Annotated in this window: 12 protein-coding genes; 8 read left to right on the top strand and 4 right to left on the bottom strand. The window is 61.8% G+C overall.

Annotated features, from left to right (window positions below):
• The first annotated feature begins 6 nt into the window (after window positions 1–6).
• The 8 genes from BV034_RS14975 to BV034_RS14940 all read left to right on the top strand — a co-directional run bounded on the left by BV034_RS14975 (window position 7) and on the right by BV034_RS14940 (window position 8,543).
• Window positions 7–444 carry a hypothetical protein gene (locus BV034_RS14975; RefSeq protein ID WP_050027807.1) on the top strand — a complete coding sequence of 146 codons (438 nt, stop codon included), beginning with the start codon at window positions 7–9 and terminating at the stop codon, window positions 442–444.
• The gene (locus BV034_RS34215) at window positions 365–1,462 is read left to right on the top strand and encodes a prepilin-type N-terminal cleavage/methylation domain-containing protein (RefSeq protein ID WP_081887838.1); all 1,098 of its coding nucleotides are present in this window, start codon (window positions 365–367) and stop codon (window positions 1,460–1,462) included. Before BV034_RS14975 ends, BV034_RS34215 begins: the two co-directional genes overlap by 80 nt.
• An 80-nt stretch (window positions 1,463–1,542) precedes the next feature.
• On the top strand, window positions 1,543–2,421 hold the full coding sequence (locus BV034_RS14965; RefSeq protein WP_265593026.1) for a type II secretion system protein GspK: 879 nt from the start codon (window positions 1,543–1,545) through the stop codon (window positions 2,419–2,421).
• A gap of 10 nt (window positions 2,422–2,431) precedes the next feature.
• The gene (locus BV034_RS14960) at window positions 2,432–3,649 is read left to right on the top strand and encodes a PilN domain-containing protein (RefSeq protein WP_050027805.1); all 1,218 of its coding nucleotides are present in this window, start codon (window positions 2,432–2,434) and stop codon (window positions 3,647–3,649) included.
• A gap of 52 nt (window positions 3,650–3,701) precedes the next feature.
• Complete coding sequence (locus tag BV034_RS34210) at window positions 3,702–4,394, top strand: hypothetical protein (protein ID WP_063768792.1); 693 nt, start codon at window positions 3,702–3,704, stop codon at window positions 4,392–4,394.
• Between the two features lie 14 nt (window positions 4,395–4,408).
• On the top strand, window positions 4,409–5,065 hold the full coding sequence (locus tag BV034_RS14950) for a hypothetical protein (RefSeq protein ID WP_050027804.1): 657 nt from the start codon (window positions 4,409–4,411) through the stop codon (window positions 5,063–5,065).
• A 97-nt stretch (window positions 5,066–5,162) separates the two neighbouring features.
• Window positions 5,163–7,829 carry a secretin N-terminal domain-containing protein gene (locus tag BV034_RS14945; RefSeq protein WP_050027803.1) on the top strand — a complete coding sequence of 889 codons (2,667 nt, stop codon included), beginning with the start codon at window positions 5,163–5,165 and terminating at the stop codon, window positions 7,827–7,829.
• A gap of 174 nt (window positions 7,830–8,003) precedes the next feature.
• Window positions 8,004–8,543 (top strand): hypothetical protein, encoded by a 540-nt coding sequence (locus BV034_RS14940; RefSeq protein WP_265593025.1) that lies wholly within the window; start codon window positions 8,004–8,006, stop codon window positions 8,541–8,543.
• A gap of 631 nt (window positions 8,544–9,174) precedes the next feature.
• Here the strand turns inward: BV034_RS14940 and BV034_RS14935 are convergent.
• The 4 genes from BV034_RS14935 to BV034_RS14920 form a co-directional block, all read right to left on the bottom strand.
• A complete protein-coding gene (locus BV034_RS14935) occupies window positions 9,175–10,383 on the bottom strand; it encodes a sialidase family protein (protein ID WP_050027829.1) in 1,209 nt (402 codons plus the stop codon).
• A gap of 47 nt (window positions 10,384–10,430) precedes the next feature.
• The gene (locus BV034_RS14930) at window positions 10,431–11,645 is read right to left on the bottom strand and encodes a hypothetical protein (protein WP_050027801.1); all 1,215 of its coding nucleotides are present in this window, start codon (window positions 11,643–11,645) and stop codon (window positions 10,431–10,433) included.
• 71 nt (window positions 11,646–11,716) lie between these two features.
• Window positions 11,717–13,156, bottom strand: a complete 1,440-nt coding sequence (locus tag BV034_RS14925; RefSeq protein ID WP_063768796.1) for a Gfo/Idh/MocA family oxidoreductase — start codon at window positions 13,154–13,156, stop codon at window positions 11,717–11,719.
• A gap of 70 nt (window positions 13,157–13,226) precedes the next feature.
• Window positions 13,227–16,937: a PAS domain S-box protein gene (locus BV034_RS14920; protein WP_050027799.1), complete on the bottom strand. Its 3,711-nt coding sequence runs from the start codon at window positions 16,935–16,937 to the stop codon at window positions 13,227–13,229.
• Window positions 16,938–17,033 lie beyond the last annotated feature (96 nt).

The raw sequence follows: 17,033 nt of genomic DNA, 5'->3' as shown, positions 1-17,033 counted from the left end.
TCCGCCATGAAGACGCACGCCGCCCCCTCCTCCGCCCCCGGTTCGCGCCGTCGGCCCGGCGGCTATGTGCTGCTGGAACTCATTCTTGCCCTCATCATCTTCTCCATCGCGGTCATGAGCCTGGCCCGCACATTGCAGATGGCCATCCAGACGTCCTCGGTGCTGAACCGCGAGAACGACATCCGCATGGGTCTGCGCTCTTTCCTGGAGGAGGTCCGGCGCAAGCCCCTGTCCGAGCTGACGCAGACTTACACCGATCCACGCCTGGGCGTGACTTACAACAGCGCGGCCGAGCCCCTTACTTTGAAAGACCGCAATGGCACCGTGCTCAGCGACCTCTACACCCTGCGGGTCGCAGTGACTTATGACGTCGGGGCCGAGCAGCGGGAGGAGGCGCTGGACATCTATGTTTACAAGAAACAGACCCAATCCAGCAACAACTAGCCGCGCATCTGCTGGCGGGTTCACCCTGCTGGAGATGATCATGGCGCTCACCCTGCTCGCCCTGCTGAGCGGCATGGTCTTTGGCATCGTGCGCGTCTCCGTCCGCACCGCCGTGGACACCCGGCAGATTCAGCAGGAGAACGACGAGGTGAACCGTTACGTCGCCCTGTGCCGCCACATGTTTCAGAACCTGCCAGTCACCGCCATTCTGACCCTCAAGGTGACAGAGACGGCCACGCCCCCGATTCAGGAGCTAACCATTAGCGGCGCACCGGAGGCCTTTAGCTATGGCTACTCGCCCATGAGCTACAAGGACACCATTCTGGGCATCCGGCCGGACTATGCCGCCACAGAGTCCGCCGAGTCCAATCCCCAGGGCACCCGCCTCTATTATCTGGGCATCAGCCGGGAGGACATCATCCCCACCCAGGTGGGCCAGTCCGCCGGCGTCACCCGGGCCGCTGGCGATGGGCTGGCCGCTCCGGACGATCAGGGCCGCTACTGGATGCCTCTGCTCAGTGACGTGGTGAGCCTGAACTGGCGCTTCTACAAACAGGATGAAGACGTCTGGGAAGAAGAATGGGAAGACACCGATCTCCCCCCGCTGGTGGAGATGAACCTTCTTCTGAAGGATCGCACCCTGCCCCTGCGCGCTGTCTTTGCCCTGCCTACCACGAAGCTGACCGAGGCCAATGCGGCCCTCCGGCCCAGCACGAGCAGCTCCAGTTCCACCCAGACCGGTGGCGGCAACAACAACGCTGGCGGCGGTGGGAACAACAATCAAGGTGGTGGTGATCGCGGTGGACGCGGCGGCGGCGGCGACCGGGGTGGACGTGGAAACGGTGGCGGACGCGACGGCGGCGGCCAGGGTCAAGGCCAAGGCGGCCAAGGTCAGGGTGGCCAGCGCGGTGGCGGTGGCGGCGGTCCCCGCGGCGGGGGCGGTGGCGGCTCCGGAAATTCTGGTGGCGGCGCGCAACCAAGTGGCGGCGGCGGTGGTTCAACCGGAGGCGGCAGGTAGAAGTTCCTCAAATGGTGACACTTGCACATGACAGCACAGCAGCGGGAAAACGCGGGCACAGGCCTCGCGGCTCCGCCCTCATGCTTGTGCTTGCCGCCATCATCATGATGTCCATCACGGTCATGGGCACGGTGGAGTTGATGCACTACAGCCAGGCGGAAAACGGCCAGGAATCCCAGGCCTTCCGCGCGCTGAATCTGGCAGAGTGCGGCATCGCGGTCGGGCTGCACCCGCAGATCAAGCCCGGCGATCCGGTGCTGAAGCAGCAGACCGGCACGGACAGCGGTTTCGAGGTGGTTATTTCCTCAGAAGGCTCCCGCATCCCCATCAACTACATCACCGACGTCAAGTATCGGGAAATAATCTACAATCTCTTCATCCTCTGGAAACTCACGCCGGAGGAGGCCAACGTGGCCGCCGACTCCCTGGCGGACTGGGTGGATACCAATGAGGACCTGCGCTCCCAGGGGGCGGAGAAGGACTACTACGAGTCCCGTGGTTTCGCCGACTTCCCCCGTCAGCAGGGCTTCACCTCCCTGGAGGAGATGCTGCTGGTGCGCGGCATGGATGCCGTGGAGCGGGCCAAGCCCGACTGGCGGAACTACTTCAGCATCTACGGCGATGGCTTGATCGATCTCAACTACGCCCCGGCCGATGTGCTCATGGCCGTGGCCGATGCCGAGCAGGGCGATGCCGACACGCTCATCCGCGAACGCAGCGGTCCCGATGGCGTGGCCGGCACGGAGGACGACGTCACCCTGACCACCTCCAAGGCCGAACAACTCCTGGGCATGGACTCTGCCACGTCCACCTCCCTGGCCTCTTACATCACCACCGATCACCTCACTCGCCGCGTGGAAAGCACGGGCCGGGTCGGTGAACAACGGTACAAAATCGTCGTGATTGCCAGACGGCAGGAAGACGGTTCGTTGAACTATCTCGCACGCACCGAAGAGTAGCCCTTCTCACATGTCCTCAGGCGCCGCCAGCTTCCTCCTTCCCGATTCCGAGCTCACTTGGAGACTTTGGAAATCCACCTCTGCAACCACCTCTGAACAGGTGGAGGCACCGGCGGAATGCCGGGAAACCTCCAAGCCCATCGTGGTTGGCCTTCCCGCCACCGCCTGCCGCACGGTCGGTCTCATCCTCCCGCAGGTGGAGCCTGCCCTGTTCGGCTCGATGGTGGAAGCCCAGTTGGAGCGCCGTGGCATATTGGTGGAGAAAGCTCCTGTGCCCAATTTTGCATGGCATGTGCTGGGCAATCAAGGCGGCCAGATGTTGGTGAGCGTGGATGTGCTGCTCCAGCCCTTCCCTGCTGAACTGGCGGTGAAGCATGCCGCCAAGTACACTGCCGCCCTCCGCCTGCTGGCCCTGCCGCCGGGAGAGCTCGTGGTCATGGAGGAGCAGGGCCATCTGGTCCTCGCGGCCAGCCAGTCGGGCAAGCTCTGGCACTGCCACATTCTGGGCACCAGCGATATGGCACCCGTCGATCTGGCGCGGGAACTGGAGATCGCAAGACTCAGTCTGGAGGCTCAGGAGGGCTTCGGCGTCCTGCGTGGTGCCACCCTGGTAGGGGCTCATCTGGGCTCCCTGCGCACGGAACTGCGCAAGCACACCCCCATCGCCCTGGAGCATGTGCCCACGCTTCAGCCCAATCGCACGCAGAGTCTCGAAGCCTTCCCCAAGCTGCTGCCCGTGGCGGTGTACCAGGCTCAGGCCAGCAAGGAGACGCGCCGTCGCCTCATGTCGGTGCTCATGCTGCTGGCGCTGATCTACGCCGTGATCTGCGCCATGGCCTGGTGGTACCTGCAGCAGTTGCAGAAAGACGCTGCCACCCTGGAAAACCAGGCAGCCGTGATCAAGCAGCCCGCTGCGGATGTGCGCTCGACCGCGCAACGCTGGAGAACTCTGGAGGCAGCCACAGACGTGCAGCGCTACCCCATGGTGCAGCTCAGCCACATCACCAACCTCATGCCCCCCAGCGGCATCGTGTTGAAGCGGTTCGAAGCCAAACTGGCTGAGGTCGAACTCCGCGGGGAAGCCCGCGATGCGCAAACCGCCTCCCAGTTTCTGGAGGACTTGAAGAAGCACCCCACGTTGAGCCGGTACACCTGGTCCATGCCCACCCCTACCATGAAGGACAAGGTCGCCTCCTTCCGCATCCAGGGGAAGCTTGAAGGCGCCTAGTACCCGGCACGCGAGACCTCCCCCCCATTCCTTTTCCCCTTTTTCTCCACTTGTGAAACGAAGCCTCAACACCCGTGAAAAACGCCTGCTCACGCTGTGCGTCGTCACCATCGTTCTGGGCGTCAATGCCTACGCGTTTCAGGAGTTCAACTCCCGCCGCAAAGCTTTGACCTCGAACCTGGACACGCTCAAGAAACAGACAGTGGGTGACAGCATGTTGCTCAACGACCGCCCCTTCTGGACCAAGAGGCTGGCATGGTTGAACAAGTCCATGCCCTACACGAACTCCGCCGGAAAGTCGCAAGGTCAGCTGCTGGAGGATCTGCGCAACCAGGCCCTGGACCTCGGCTTGAAGGTGGAGAACGAAACCCTGCTGGAGGCCCTTGCGCTCGACCACGCCAATGAAGTGGCCGTCAACCTCCGCCTCAAGGGCGACCAGGAGATCATGCTGCGCTGGCTGCTGACCCTGCAGTCTCCAGAGAAATTCACCGCGGTGAAAAACATCGAGCTGGAGCTGGACGCCCGCTCTCGCGAAAAGACTCCGCAAGCTCAGTGCAACATCACGGTGGCGCGGTGGTTCAATCCTAATCCACCCCCGAATGCCGCACCGCCAGAACCCCACATCCAGCCCCAGCCAGCCGCTGAACCTGCTCCTGCGCCAGTTCCCGCTCCGGCCCCGGTTCCGGTGGACAATCCTTTGGAAATGACATCGCCCCTGGAGGTTCCCAATCCCCTCGCCAGCTAAACCAAAACCCTGCCATGAAAGCTTCCTTTTTCCTTCGACTCGCCGCCGTCCTCGGCCTGGCACCTGCGTGGGTCATGGCTGTGGATCAGCCGGCCACCGATCCGGATCTTCCCAAGTCGTTTGATCCCAGCGTCGCCGACGGATTGCTGGCGGCACCGCCATTCACCCGCTCGCTCGATCTCTCCGATTCCCTGGTGCTCACCGGCATCGCCTATATTGAGGGCAAGCCTGTGGCCACCATTCTGAACAAGCAGACCAAGGAAAACTTCGTGGTCAGTGAGACGCCCAATGCCCAAGGCTGGAAGCTGGCAGAAACCAGCGCCACAGTGCAGCTCAGCCGTACCCAGGCCAAGATCATGGTCGGAGCGGAAATGGTCACCGTGCGCTACAGCAACGAGCAACTTTCCCCCGAGTCCATGAAAAAAGGCGGCTATCGCCCCGGCGGTTCCGAACATCGCGGAGGCGGCGATGGTCCGAGCCGCGAACGCCGCGGGCCCAGCGAGGAAGATCGCCAGCGTTTCATGTCCCTCTCTGAGAAAGCACGCGAGAAGTTCATCCATGAGATGCGCGACTCCCGCGAGAAAATGCAGAACGCCACCCCGGAAGAACGGACCTCCTACGCCAAAAAGATCTTCGAACGCGTGGAACGGGAGGACAAAGGCGGACGTTGACCACCACGCCGCCCTCGTCTGAACGAGCACTCCCAGCCTCCCCCTTCCACTCTGCCATCGCATCGACCGACTCCCTTTTCACTCTTCTCACTTCCTCATGCGTCTCCCCATCCTCTCGCATAGTCCCAGCCTGAAGCATTGCCTGCCCCTTCTGGCAGGATGTCTCCTGAGCACTGCGGCCCAAGCGCAGATTCGCGGCAACACCTCGAACCCCAGCACCTCCACCAGCCCTTCCCAGTTCCGGGCGCTGCAAAGCGTGCCCGCCGGAGATCGCCTGGAAACCAAAGGCTTGGTGGTGCAGAACGATGCGCCTGCTCCGCAACCCGGCGGTCCCCCTCCCAGTGCCCCAGGGGGCCCGGGCGCTCCTGGAGGCCCCGGAGGTCCCGGCGGTGGTTCGCCATTCAGTGGCGGCGGTGGTTTTGGCGGGCGGGGCAGCTTCCGCGGCGGCTCTGGCCCCGGCAGCAGCTCGGAGGTGGAAACCTTCCGCATCGAGGGCGACAAGGTTTCCCTGCAGTTCCCCAACAACACGATCACCGACATTCTCGGTATCTATGAGCGTCTGACGGAGAAGACGCTGATCAAGGACACGGCCATCTTCGAAGGTCAGACCATCAGCCTCGTTACGCCCAAGCCGGTGGACAAAGCTGAGGCCATCAAGCTGATCGAGGCCGCCCTGCTCACCAACGGCTACGCCATTGTGGCAGAGCCCGGCGGCACCAGTTCCCGCATCCTCTCGACCAAGGCCCAGGGCACCTCTGGTGCCCAGTTCTCCCAGGGGGTGCGCTTTTATCAGAGCGCCTCGGACCTCCCCAGCAACGAGACGATCGTGAGTTATTTCATGCCCCTCACGTTCCTGAACCCCACCGAGGCAGCGACCATGCTCGGTGGCCATGTGGGGCTCAACCCGTACGGTCGCATCACTCCGGTGCTGGCTCCCGCCGGACTGCTCATCACGGAGAACGCCAACATCGTGAAACAGCTGGTGGCCATTCGTGAGGTCATCGACGCCCCCGCCACCTCCAGCGCCCTGGTGACGAAGTTCGTGGCTCTGAAGTATGCTGATGCCGCCACCGTCGCACAGATCGTGCAGGCCACACTGGATGCCCAGGCCACGGATTCGCAGACCAAGGGCATCACCACCATCCGTGGTCAGGCCATCAATCTGGGAGGAAACAACCAGCAGCCCCAACAGCAAGCGCAGCCGCAGATCCAGATCACCCAGGGCAATCGCAACAACCCCAACGACCCGAACGCCCAGAAGGTGCGCGCCAGCTCCCAAGTGGTGGCGGACACCCGCTTGAACCAGGTGCTCATCGTCGCGGAGCCCGATGACTACACTTACATCACCAGCCTCATCCTGGAGTTCGACAAGCCCGTGGAGGTGCCCACACCCTACGAGCGCAAGCTGAAGAACATCTACTCTGTGGACGTGATTTCCGTGCTGGCCGATCTGTTGCGCGAATCCACCAGCGGCTCCACCCAGCTCCCAGGGGGGGGCACGCTCACCCAGCAGAACCAGGCCCTCACCACCAGCAGCAACCAGTTTCTCACCGGCCGGAGCAACACCACCGCCCGCGGCGGCACTTTCAGCGGTGCCTCCTCCTCCGCATCGACCACGGGCACTTCTACCGGCGTGGGCAGCCGTCCAGACCAGTTGATCGAGTCCGAAGAGGACAACGCCCCCATCTCGATCATGATCAACAAGACGCGCATTATCGCCGACCCGCTGGCCAATGCGATCATCGTCATCGGCCCCAAGGAAAACCAGGACAAGGTGGACCTGCTCCTCGACAAACTCGACCGCAAGTCCCCCCAGGTGTACCTCGCGACTGTGATCGGCCAGCTCACGCTGGGCGATGGCATGCAAATGGGAGTCGATTACCTCCAGAAGTTTGTCAGCACCGGCAGCAACAGCGGTCTGGCCAGCGCTTTCATTGCCGGTCGTGAAGACATCATCACGAACAACAACGTCGCCGACATGCGCGACAACTTGATCACGACTGCACTGGCCAACGCGAAGGGCTTCAACATCTATGGCCAGCTCGGTCAGTCCCTCGACGTCTTCGTGTCCGCCCTGGAGACCACCAACAACTTCAAGGTGCTCTCCCGCCCCAGTGTGTTTGCCTTAAACAACAAGCGCGCCGTGATCACTAGCGGCCAGAGCATTCCCGTGCCGGAGTCCAGCCTCGCCAACGCCAGCAGCAACAACAACGGCACCGGCAACGTCACGACCACCATCACTTACAAAGATGTGGTGTTGAAGCTGGAAGTCATTCCGCTCATCAATCCCGATGGCGATGTGACCCTCCGCGTGGCCCAGGTGAACGACACCGTGGTCGGCAACCAGATCGTGGCCCAGAACAATGTGCCTATCATCGGCACGGAACAGATCGCCACCACCGTCACGGTTCCCACCGGTAACACCGTTGTACTCGGTGGGCTCATTACCGAGACCGAGAAAAAGGACACCGAGGGCATCCCCGTTCTCAGCCGCATCCCCGGGCTTGGCCGTCTTTTCCGCGAAGATGTCACCAGCAAGGAGCGCAAGGAACTGGTCATCTTCATCCAGCCCATGGTGGTGAATGATGACGGCTCCCTCCAGCGAGCCAGCCTGCGCGAAGACCTTCGCACCAAGGTGGGCGAAGATGCGTACAAGGTCTTTCCAGACCGCGTCGTGCCCAAGGCTACCCTCGTGGATCCCGAGCCTCATCGGGACGAAAAGCGCAAATGGTTTAACTTCAACCGCAAGCCTGCGGCCAAGTAACGCCGGAGCCCACCCGCCATTTTCATTCCAAGCCCCGCTGGTTGCCAAGCCAGCGGGGCTTTTCGTTTTCGAGCGTTCGCAGGACCTTCACAGAGGCTTCACCTCGAATTCATCCTTCCCTGCTGGCCACTCCCGGGCCGGAGTCTACGGTGCCACACGCCTCCTGGCCGCACTATGGACACACCGGTTTCAACCTCATCTTCGGCGACTTCCGAACTTCGTGGCACCTCTGCGTCGGACGCCCAGCAGGCCCCCCGTCCGCGCCTGCGGTTCCCATTGCTGTATTTCCTGCTCGCCATCGTACTCGGGTTCCTTCTGTCCCTGGTTGCATTGGGGGCATTCCGCTGGGAGGTGCGGGAGATGTGCGAATGGACGGGGTCGAGACGCGACTACATCGCCTATCCTCTCGGAGTCCATACAAGCGTAGTTTACGCCCCCTCCGCCCTGGAGTTCCATCTCGCCAAGCACCATCCCGACAAGCTGGAGCACCGATGGAAAAGCTACTCCCGGATCTCGCGCAACTGGTTGGGGACGCCGTATGGCATCGGGCCGTCGCCCAAGGGGTTCTTCGAGCTGCCCGGTTTCTGCATCGACAAGTTCATGGAAACTGCCAACGACGCCGAGATCCTGGCCCTCTATGACCTCGTGCGGTCCGGTAATGAAGCCGCGATCGAGATGCGGTTCCAGCAGTTGATGGATGCAGCGATCCCGTGAGGCGGCCCAGTCAGTCGTAGCTGCGTTTGTGAGAACGCGGAAGGAGTCAAGCCATCTGCTCGATGCTTGATCCTTCATTCGCCCGAGCCACCTCTACTGACCAAGTTCTTACGAGCTCAGCCACAAGCTTCTCCTTGTCTCACCTCAGTCGTGGCTGCGTTTGTGAGAACGCGGAAGGAGTCAAGCCATCTGCGCGATGCTTGGTCCTTCATTCGCCCAAGCCACCCTTACTGACCAAGTTCTTACGAACTCAGCCACGAGCATCCGTCCGCCTAATCTCGTTCGTAGCCACGGCCATCCAGCCATGCCGAAGGCATCCCAGACGGTAGCCAGGGGCCGGGCGAGTCTGACGAGCCCTGCCCCTGGAAAAGCAGAGAAAATTTGCATCCTGAAGGGATGCCAGAGATGCCCACACCCTCCCTGACCGCCGCAACTCCTTCGGAGTAGTTGCCTATATCCCCTCAACCCAGCGCAGACTCGCTGGAAGCTCGTCAACGTTGGGCTTGTAGCCGCATCCTCTTCGAGAAAGAGCTTCGCCACCCACATCTAACATCTAACATCGAGCTTCCGCAGGCTAAAGCCTGTACTCCGTACAACTTCGCCGCCCACTGCCTACTGACCCACCGCCCCCCTACTCCAATCTTCCAAACATGATCCGCTCCTTGCGACTCGCATCGCTGTCCCCCTGCGTCACTGACACATAGATCTTGCCTGCACCATCATCATGAAAGGCCGGATACTGAAACGACTTCTCTGTTTCAAACCGGTACTTTCTCTCCCACCCTTTACCATCCTTGGACACCTCGATGTTGAAAACACTGCGGGACACGTTGTTGATCCTCGTGCTTTCCTGCCAGCCGAGGTAATAGATGTCCCCGAACTTGTCCAACGTCGGCTTGGAACTCGCCCCATTCGGCACCAGCGGGCGGCACTCATTCACACTCCACGTCCGTCCATCCGGGCTCGTGCTGAACGTGTAATTTCCATTGCCCCCCTCCTGCCGGCAGATGGCCAGCCAGCTTCCATCGGGCAACCGGTTCGCCGAGGACTCCGTGAGCTTCAGTTCCGCCGGCTGATTGTAGTGCCCCAGCACCTCAAAGGTATCGCCTGCGGCGTTCAACCGCCCGAGGGCGTTCTGCCCGCCGGGGTAGTTGTTCAGTGTCACATGCCACTGGCCGTCGATCCACTTGAACGAATCAAAGATGTACAAACCGAAATCCACCGGCTTCCGCGTAAAACCCGCCGCCACAGCATCGGCATGGAAGTACAGAGGCTCCATGTCAAAGGTCCCGGCTGCGGTCTTGATCTTCGTTTTGTGAAGCTCACTCGCAAACTTTCCCGTCTTCACATCATAGTCCAAATACCAGGTCACCGACTGCCGTTTCGCCGGTTCTTCGCTCGCGAAATAAAGTCGCAGAGTGCTCTCGTTCAGTTTCAAGATTCGCGGCACAAAGCAGGCTCCTACCGGCAGGGTCACATTGCCAAAAGCCTGCCCACCCCGGGCGAAGTCATGCTGCGTTTCCACCTTCAAGGTGGGCACATCCACCACGGTCAGCGTGACATAGACAAAGGGCCATGCCGCAGCCTCACCCGGCTTTTCGTCGTTGGCTTCGGCCACGATATACGCCTTGTCCCCTACGATCACGAACTCCGCATCGTGAGCCCCCTTCACCTGAGGTTTGGTCACATTGATGAGACGACCCAGCACCTTGTCCGCCTCTGCCTTGGCATCCCAACCCGCAGGCAGCAGCTTGGACTCAGCAGCGGAAAGACCGCCACCAAAACCGGCGAAGGCACAAACAGCGACAAAGGGCAAAAGGAGGGGATTTCTCGAGAGCATGGACGAGACCATACGCCTCTGGAACAACCGCCCTATCACGGGGAGCCTTACAACCGCCGTTCTTCCAGAACCTCCAGGCCGGTCATCTTCCAGGCGCCCTCCACCGGCTCGACATCGATCTTGGCCGTGTAGCGGTTGAGCCGTTGATGAAGGTGGCCCCAATGCCCCACCGTGCCGCGCGCGGTCCACTGGCAATCCGCCACAAAGCCTTCGCGACCTTGCAGCGGCGTCACGTTGTCCACATGCACATACAAATCGTTTACCTTCACACGCGTACCATCCTGACCGTCCAAGGTGAGGGCCTGAGAGGTCTGCAAATACAGATTCTGCAACAGCGGACCGTTCACGCTGCGCTCAAGCACGTCGTAGATCGCTGACTCGCTGTTCTGATCAAACGACCGGTAAACGTTCTCCACCAGACTGGAAAGTACACCCGTCGCCTGTGCGGTGGTGATCTCAGGCGCTTTGGCTCCTGGAACCGGCACTGGGACCCGCCAAACTGGCCACAGCAGCCAGGCACCCGCCCCGAGCATGAGCACCACCCCGGCAAAGACCGCAGGCTTCTGACGCAATGAACGTCCCATAATCAACACGATTCCAACTCCCAGCACCATCCACACGATCGCCCCCGCAGGCAACGGATAGGCGGCTTTCCCCGGCAGCTTGGGGACTTCCGCCAGGGGCGGCGGGTCCGGTAGCAGGCCTTCATTCTTCCAAAGCAACATCGGTCCAGCTGCCGTGAGTTCCTGCCCCGACTCCGCCTGGGAGCCAAAGAAAATCGTGACCGGCACCTTGGTGATGGTTCCGTCAAAACCCGCCCACTCCAGCTCCACACTCTCCACATGGGGAGGCAGTTCAAACTGCCAGATCAGGCCCATCATCCCCTCAATCACCGGGGTGGCATCCTTCGTTCCAATCGTCTCGCTCCGCCCCGGCATGCCCTTGAGCACCGTGGCCGAGACAATACCGCCCTGCTGATTCACGCGATTCACCCGCAGACGGCACCAAGACGGGGCTACCTCCCGGGCGGTCCCAATCAATCGCGCTCTCGCCTCATCCGGAAGCAGGAGATCCTTCACACCCGGTTGCCCCAGCCGCTCCAGCGCGGCGGGCAGCCACATCAAGCACTCCACCCGGGCCAGACCAGGCTCCAGATAAAGATACACCTGGGTGTTCCGGCTGGCATCGGCCGCTTCGCCCGCCCCATCCCCATCGAAGGGATGGGCCAGGGCGGTTCCCGCCAGTACCAGCCAGGTGCACACGACCCACCGGATCCAGCTTCTGCCGGATCCAGTAGTTTCCTGATTCTGAGTTTTTCCTCTCACCGTGCTGATTATGCCAGCACCCAAGGCTTGCGCCACTCGCGATTCCGCAGGCCGTTCGCCTCCTCGTCACCTGTAAAGGATTCCGCCTTGGGATCCCACTTCAGAGAAGTGCGACCCAGACGCAGGCCGATGTTGCCCAGATGGGAGATGCTGATGGTGCGATGCGCCGTCTCCACCGGAGCCACGGGCGGCTTACCGGAGTACACGCAGTCCAGGAAGTTGTCGGTGTGATCCTTGCTCTCGTAGAGATGCACTTCCTCAGGGCGGATCTTGTCGCGGAAGAGGTTGGGATCGCTCGCCAGCAACTTGCCGCGGTTCACCCAGATCCACTTGCCACCCTCGCCTTCAAAGAAGATGCCCGTCTGATCCGCAGGCTTGCTCTTGTCCTTCTGCAACGCTTCGAGCTCCGGCATCAGTTTTTCGCTTTCATCCGCGATGATGTACTGGGTGCCGTTCTCGAACGTGCACTCATAGTGGAACTTGGAGGCCGTGTTGTAGAGCGCCTTCTTGTCTGGAAGCTCCCCATGGATGTTGTTGATCTCCACTGGACCGGTGCTCTCCAGATCCATGGCCCACTGGGCGATGTCGATGTGGTGGGCACCGAAGTCGGTGATCATCCCACCGGAGAAATTGAAGTTGTGACGCCAGTTCAGCGGCAGCAGCGCCGGGCGATACTCCATCTGCTCGGCCGGGCCCAGCCACATGTCATAGTCGAAATCAGCCGGCACAGGTGCGGGGTCCGTCTTGTCACCCAGCTTGCTCCAGTTCTTGTGACCGCCGGGGAGGCCAATGCGCACACGTTTGACCTTGCCGATGCGGCCGTTGCGGACGAACTCGCACGCCATGCGGAAGTAGGCATCGCTGCGCTGCTGGCTGCCGGTCTGCCAGGTGATGCCGGCTTCATTGATGGCATTCACCATCTGGCGGCCTTCGCCGATGTTCAGCGACAGCGGTTTCTGCCCGTAGAGGTGCTTGCCCTTCCGCGCGCTGTAGATCGTCTGGTAGCCGTGCCAGTGGTCCGGCGTGCAGATCTGCACGGCATCAATGTCTTCCTTCTCCAGTAGTTCGCGGAAGTCGGTGTAAGCCGAACAGACCTTGACCTTGGTCTTTGCGTTCTCGGAGTAGAACTTGTCGATGAACTGGCGCCCCACTTCGCGGCCTCCTTTGAGTTCACCACTGTACCCGTAGTTCGAACCCTCTTTCATGGGGTCCGCCACGGCCACGACCTGGCACTTCTCGTTGTTCAGGAAGCTGGGAGTCCAGTGGGTGGCGATGGTGCCCCAGCCCAGCACGGCCACCGTGATGCGCTCTGACGGAGCCGGGCGACCAGCTTTTCCCAGGGCAGTGGCGGGGATGATGGCGGGAAATCCGAGCGCCGCAGCACTCTGGAAAAGGAACCGACGACGAGACGTGGTGGGGGCGGTGGTATCAGGGCGTGTGGCGTTCATGGAGGAAACAAATGCAAAAACCGCGCTCATGGTAGCGGGATGAACCGGGCGCGGGCAAGTGCAAAGCCTCTCAGTCGGAGTCCAAAGTCTCCCGCAGCGCGGCCAGCAGGGCCTCCACACTGTACGGCTTGGCCAGGAATCGTTTCACTCCTGTACCCGAAGCCCGGGCCAGTTGGTCATTCGTGGCAATGCCGCTTGCGGCAATGATTTTCACCGCCGGGTTCATCTCCATGAGCCGCCGGATGGTCGTCGCCCCGTCCATGACGGGCATCATCATGTCCGTCACCACCGCAGCGATGCGGTCGCGATTCTGCCGATACAGGGCCAGGGCCTCGACCCCGTCACAGGCCACCAGCACGTGGTAGCCGTAGGCCTGCAGCGTCTGGCGGGCGATCTGACGAATGAGTTCCTCGTCATCCACGACCAGAATCCACTCTCCTGCACCCCGCGGCGACTCCCCTTCCGTAGGATCCAGCAGAGGTCGGCCGTCCTCTGCCCAGGCGGGGAGAAAGATGCTGAAGTGCGTGCCCACACCCGGCTGGCTCTCGAGCCGCATGAAGCCCTCATGGCTCTTCACAATGGCAAGCGAGGTGGAAAGTCCCAGCCCGGTTCCCTTGCCGATCTCCTTGGTGGTGAAGAACGGGTCGAACACCTTCTCGATGATGGACTGCGGAATACCGGTGCCGGTGTCCACCACCTCGATCAGCACATGCGGTCCGGCATGGGCATCAAAGTCGGCCGTGATGTCCTCACGGTGCACCATGATGTTCCGGGCCGAGAGGGTGATGTCGCCGCCATCGGGCAGGGCATCCCGGGCATTCACGCACAGATTCAGCAGCACCTGATGAAGCTGCGTGGGATCGCCATGCAGCGCCAGGAGATCCGGCGCGATCTTGGTACACACCCGGATGCTCTTGGGGAAGGTGTCGCGGGTGATTTTTTCAATCTCCCTGATCAGATGTTTCACCTGGATCTGGATGCGCTGCCCCTCCATGCCCCGGGCAAAGGAAAGCACCTGCCGCACCATGTCCGCCCCACGTCGGGCACTGTCGGCGATGGTGGCAAAGAGCTCCTGATTCTCCGGGTTGTTGTTGCTCATCTTGAGCAGATCAATCGCCATCGTGATGGGCGAGAGCACGTTGTTGAGGTCATGCGCGATGCCTCCGGCCAGGGTGCCGATGCTCTCCATCCGCTGGGCTCGCAGGAACTGCTGCTCCAGCTTTTTCTTCTCCGTCACATCCGTGTTGATGGCCAGAATGCTCTGGGGCTGGCCCGTCTTGTCCCGCATGAGCGTCCAGCGCCCTTCCATGATCAACTGGCGTCCGTCCTTGCCCACGTGGTGGAGCTCGCCAGACCAGTCACCCGTATCCAACACGGACTTCATCGCCTGGTTGAGCACAAAGGTGTCCCGGTAGAGCACACCAGCCACGTCCCGCCCCAAGACCTCCTCCTCCCCCCATCCGTAGATACGTTCCGCCCCCTTGTTCCAGTAGATGATCTTGTTGTCCAGGTCTCGAACCACAATGGCATCCCGGGCGTGATCCAGCAGGGAGGCCTGCTGACGAATGCGGCGGTCGGACTCCTGGCGCTCCAGTTCCGCCGCCGCACGCGTGGCAAAGATCTTGAGCGTGGTGGTGACGAACTCCGTCTTCTCCAGCGGCTGCTGGAAGATCACAAACAACAGCCCGACGAACTGATCCGCCGCATTGGAGAGACGGCAGCCCACGTAGCCCTCTGCCTTCATCCCCTGCAGCAACTTCACATTCGGGAACTGCTGGGCCATGCCCGAGGGCACCACCCATTCATCCTTCTCAGCGAGATTCTCGCAAGGGGTGCCAACCAGAGAGTACTCAAAGTTCGGCAGCACCTCCCCGCCCACCACCGCCGCAATCGTGCGCACGCGCTTGGTCTCTCCGGACAGCAATCTGGCGACGAATCCCGCATGCGCCCCCAGGGCCTCCGCCATGTTCCGCGCCAGTTGCTCAAAGAACTCCCGGCCCGTGCTCGATGAGATGCTGGAGGCCACCTTTAGCACCGTGGCCTCCAACTGACGGCGCTCCCCTTGTGAGCGCAGGTGGTGAATGCCAAACGCCAGGTCGTCCGCCAGTTCCTGGAGCAGATGAACCTCTTCCGGAGCAAACGGCTGCACCTCCCCGGAGTAGAGGGCGAGGATGCCAAAGGTGCGCGTCTCCTCCTTGAGCGGCAGACAGATGACGCTCTGGTATCCGCGCCTCAGCGCAGGTTCCAGCCAGTGGAAGCCTGAGCCCGAGTCCTGGATGTTCTTGGCCACCACCGCCGTGCCACTGCGGATGGCCTGACCAGCGGGTCCGAGCCCGCGGGGTTCGATGTCCGACCATGTGAGCGTGATCTCTTTCAGGTAGCCCAGTTCTGCCCCGGCGTGCGCCATGGGTTTGATGGTCTTCTCCGCATCGTTCTGCGCATAGCCAACCCAGGCCATGCGGTAGCCGCCTTTCTCCACTGCCAGCCGGCAGATCTCTGCCACCAGTTCGTGTTCATCAGCGGCATGAATCAGTCTCTCGTTGCAGTCCGAGAGCATCTTGAGTGCGCGGTTGGACCGGGCCAGCTCCATTTCCGCCTGCTTGTAGGCGGTGAAGTCGGTCATCCCACCCACCATGCGCACACACCGGCCGCCAGAATCACGGATGATGCGACCGCGGTCCAGCACCTGAGCCACGTGGCCGTCCTTGCAGAGAAACCGGTACTCTGCCACCCAGCTGTCCCCGTCGCCTTCCACCGCACGGTAGAAGTCGCGCACCACCGTCGCACGGTCATCTGGATGGATCAGGCCCGTCCAGGACTCAATACCCTCCGCCACCTCGTGGGGCTCAAATCCGAAGAGGCGTGTGAAGCCTTCACTCCACCAAAGCTTGTTCTGCACGACGTCCCAGTCCCAGATGGCATCATTCGTCGCCTGGGCCACAAACTTGAAGCGCTCCTCACCCGCAATCACCGCATCACGTGCCAGCTTGGGCAGGGTGATATCCTGAATGGCACCCTGAATGCGCGTCACCGTGCCATCCAGCGCCCGCACGGCCTCCCCCATCACCCGCACCCAGATCGCGCAGCCCTTCCGCGTTGTGATCTGCAGCTCCTTGTCGAACGAAGTGCCGTGCTCATGGCATGCCTGAATGGCCGCCACAATCTCCGGCCGTGCCTCTGGATGGTAGAACTCCAGCGCCTCCTCCGGCGTGGGGCGGCTCCCCAACGGCATGTCATGAATGCGGCAGACTTCGTCCGACCAGGTAAGCTGCGCCCCGGGGAAATCCACCGTCCACGCCCCCATGTGGGACATCTGGCCCGCCATCTCCAGGAGGGCATCCTTCTCCCGCAGCGCCAGTTCGGCCCGGACCCGATCCGTGATGTCGTGCCCCTGGACGATGAAATAATCCAACCGGCCCAGTTCGTCGCGCACCGCCGTGATGGTATCGAGGGCATAACGCAAGTCTCCCGATGCCGTCTTGAAGGGGCCCTCATGATGCACCGGCCCCTCCTCAGCAGCGGCCGCCTTCAAACGCACCGGCCACGCTGCGCGCATCTCTGGGTGGTCCCGCCACCATCCGCCTTCCCACAAAGGCCTGCCCACCACCGCCTCCCGGCGTACGCCCCCTACCCGGAGGGGCAGATCATTGATCTCCAGAACGATGCCGTCCGGAGCAAGCACCGCCAGAAACTGGTGCTGGAGATTGAAGACGCTCCGGTACCGATCCACGCCAGATGGCGCGGGATCGTTGCCGATCAAGTTCGGGCGTCCGTAGGGCATGATTTACCTTTGCAAATCACACCCTAGAGCATCCGGCCGCCTCCGGGAAGCTTCTGGCAAAAAAATCTTCAGTCTGTTGAGGCGGGGGCGATTCCA

Origin of the sequence: Verrucomicrobium sp. BvORR034 (assembly GCF_000739635.1) — a bacterium.
Taxonomy (GTDB): domain Bacteria; phylum Verrucomicrobiota; class Verrucomicrobiia; order Verrucomicrobiales; family Verrucomicrobiaceae; genus Verrucomicrobium.
The sequence above is the reverse complement of the archived record's forward strand: the minus strand, read 5'-3'. Positions and strand labels throughout refer to the sequence as shown.

What these genes read in the sequence shown, in the direction of transcription:
- BV034_RS14965 (WP_265593026.1), top strand. Translation starts at nt 1,543, where the DNA reads ATGCTTGTGCTTGCCGCCATCATCATGATGTCCATCACGGTCATGGGC.
- BV034_RS14920 (WP_050027799.1), bottom strand. Translation starts at nt 16,937, where the DNA reads ATGCCCTACGGACGCCCGAACTTGATCGGCAACGATCCCGCGCCATCT.
- BV034_RS34215 (WP_081887838.1), top strand. Translation starts at nt 365, where the DNA reads ATGACGTCGGGGCCGAGCAGCGGGAGGAGGCGCTGGACATCTATGTTT.
- BV034_RS14950 (WP_050027804.1), top strand. Translation starts at nt 4,409, where the DNA reads ATGAAAGCTTCCTTTTTCCTTCGACTCGCCGCCGTCCTCGGCCTGGCA.
- BV034_RS14975 (WP_050027807.1), top strand. Translation starts at nt 7, where the DNA reads ATGAAGACGCACGCCGCCCCCTCCTCCGCCCCCGGTTCGCGCCGTCGG.
- BV034_RS14925 (WP_063768796.1), bottom strand. Translation starts at nt 13,156, where the DNA reads ATGAACGCCACACGCCCTGATACCACCGCCCCCACCACGTCTCGTCGT.
- BV034_RS14935 (WP_050027829.1), bottom strand. Translation starts at nt 10,383, where the DNA reads ATGCTCTCGAGAAATCCCCTCCTTTTGCCCTTTGTCGCTGTTTGTGCC.
- BV034_RS14945 (WP_050027803.1), top strand. Translation starts at nt 5,163, where the DNA reads ATGCGTCTCCCCATCCTCTCGCATAGTCCCAGCCTGAAGCATTGCCTG.
- BV034_RS14940 (WP_265593025.1), top strand. Translation starts at nt 8,004, where the DNA reads ATGGACACACCGGTTTCAACCTCATCTTCGGCGACTTCCGAACTTCGT.
- BV034_RS14960 (WP_050027805.1), top strand. Translation starts at nt 2,432, where the DNA reads ATGTCCTCAGGCGCCGCCAGCTTCCTCCTTCCCGATTCCGAGCTCACT.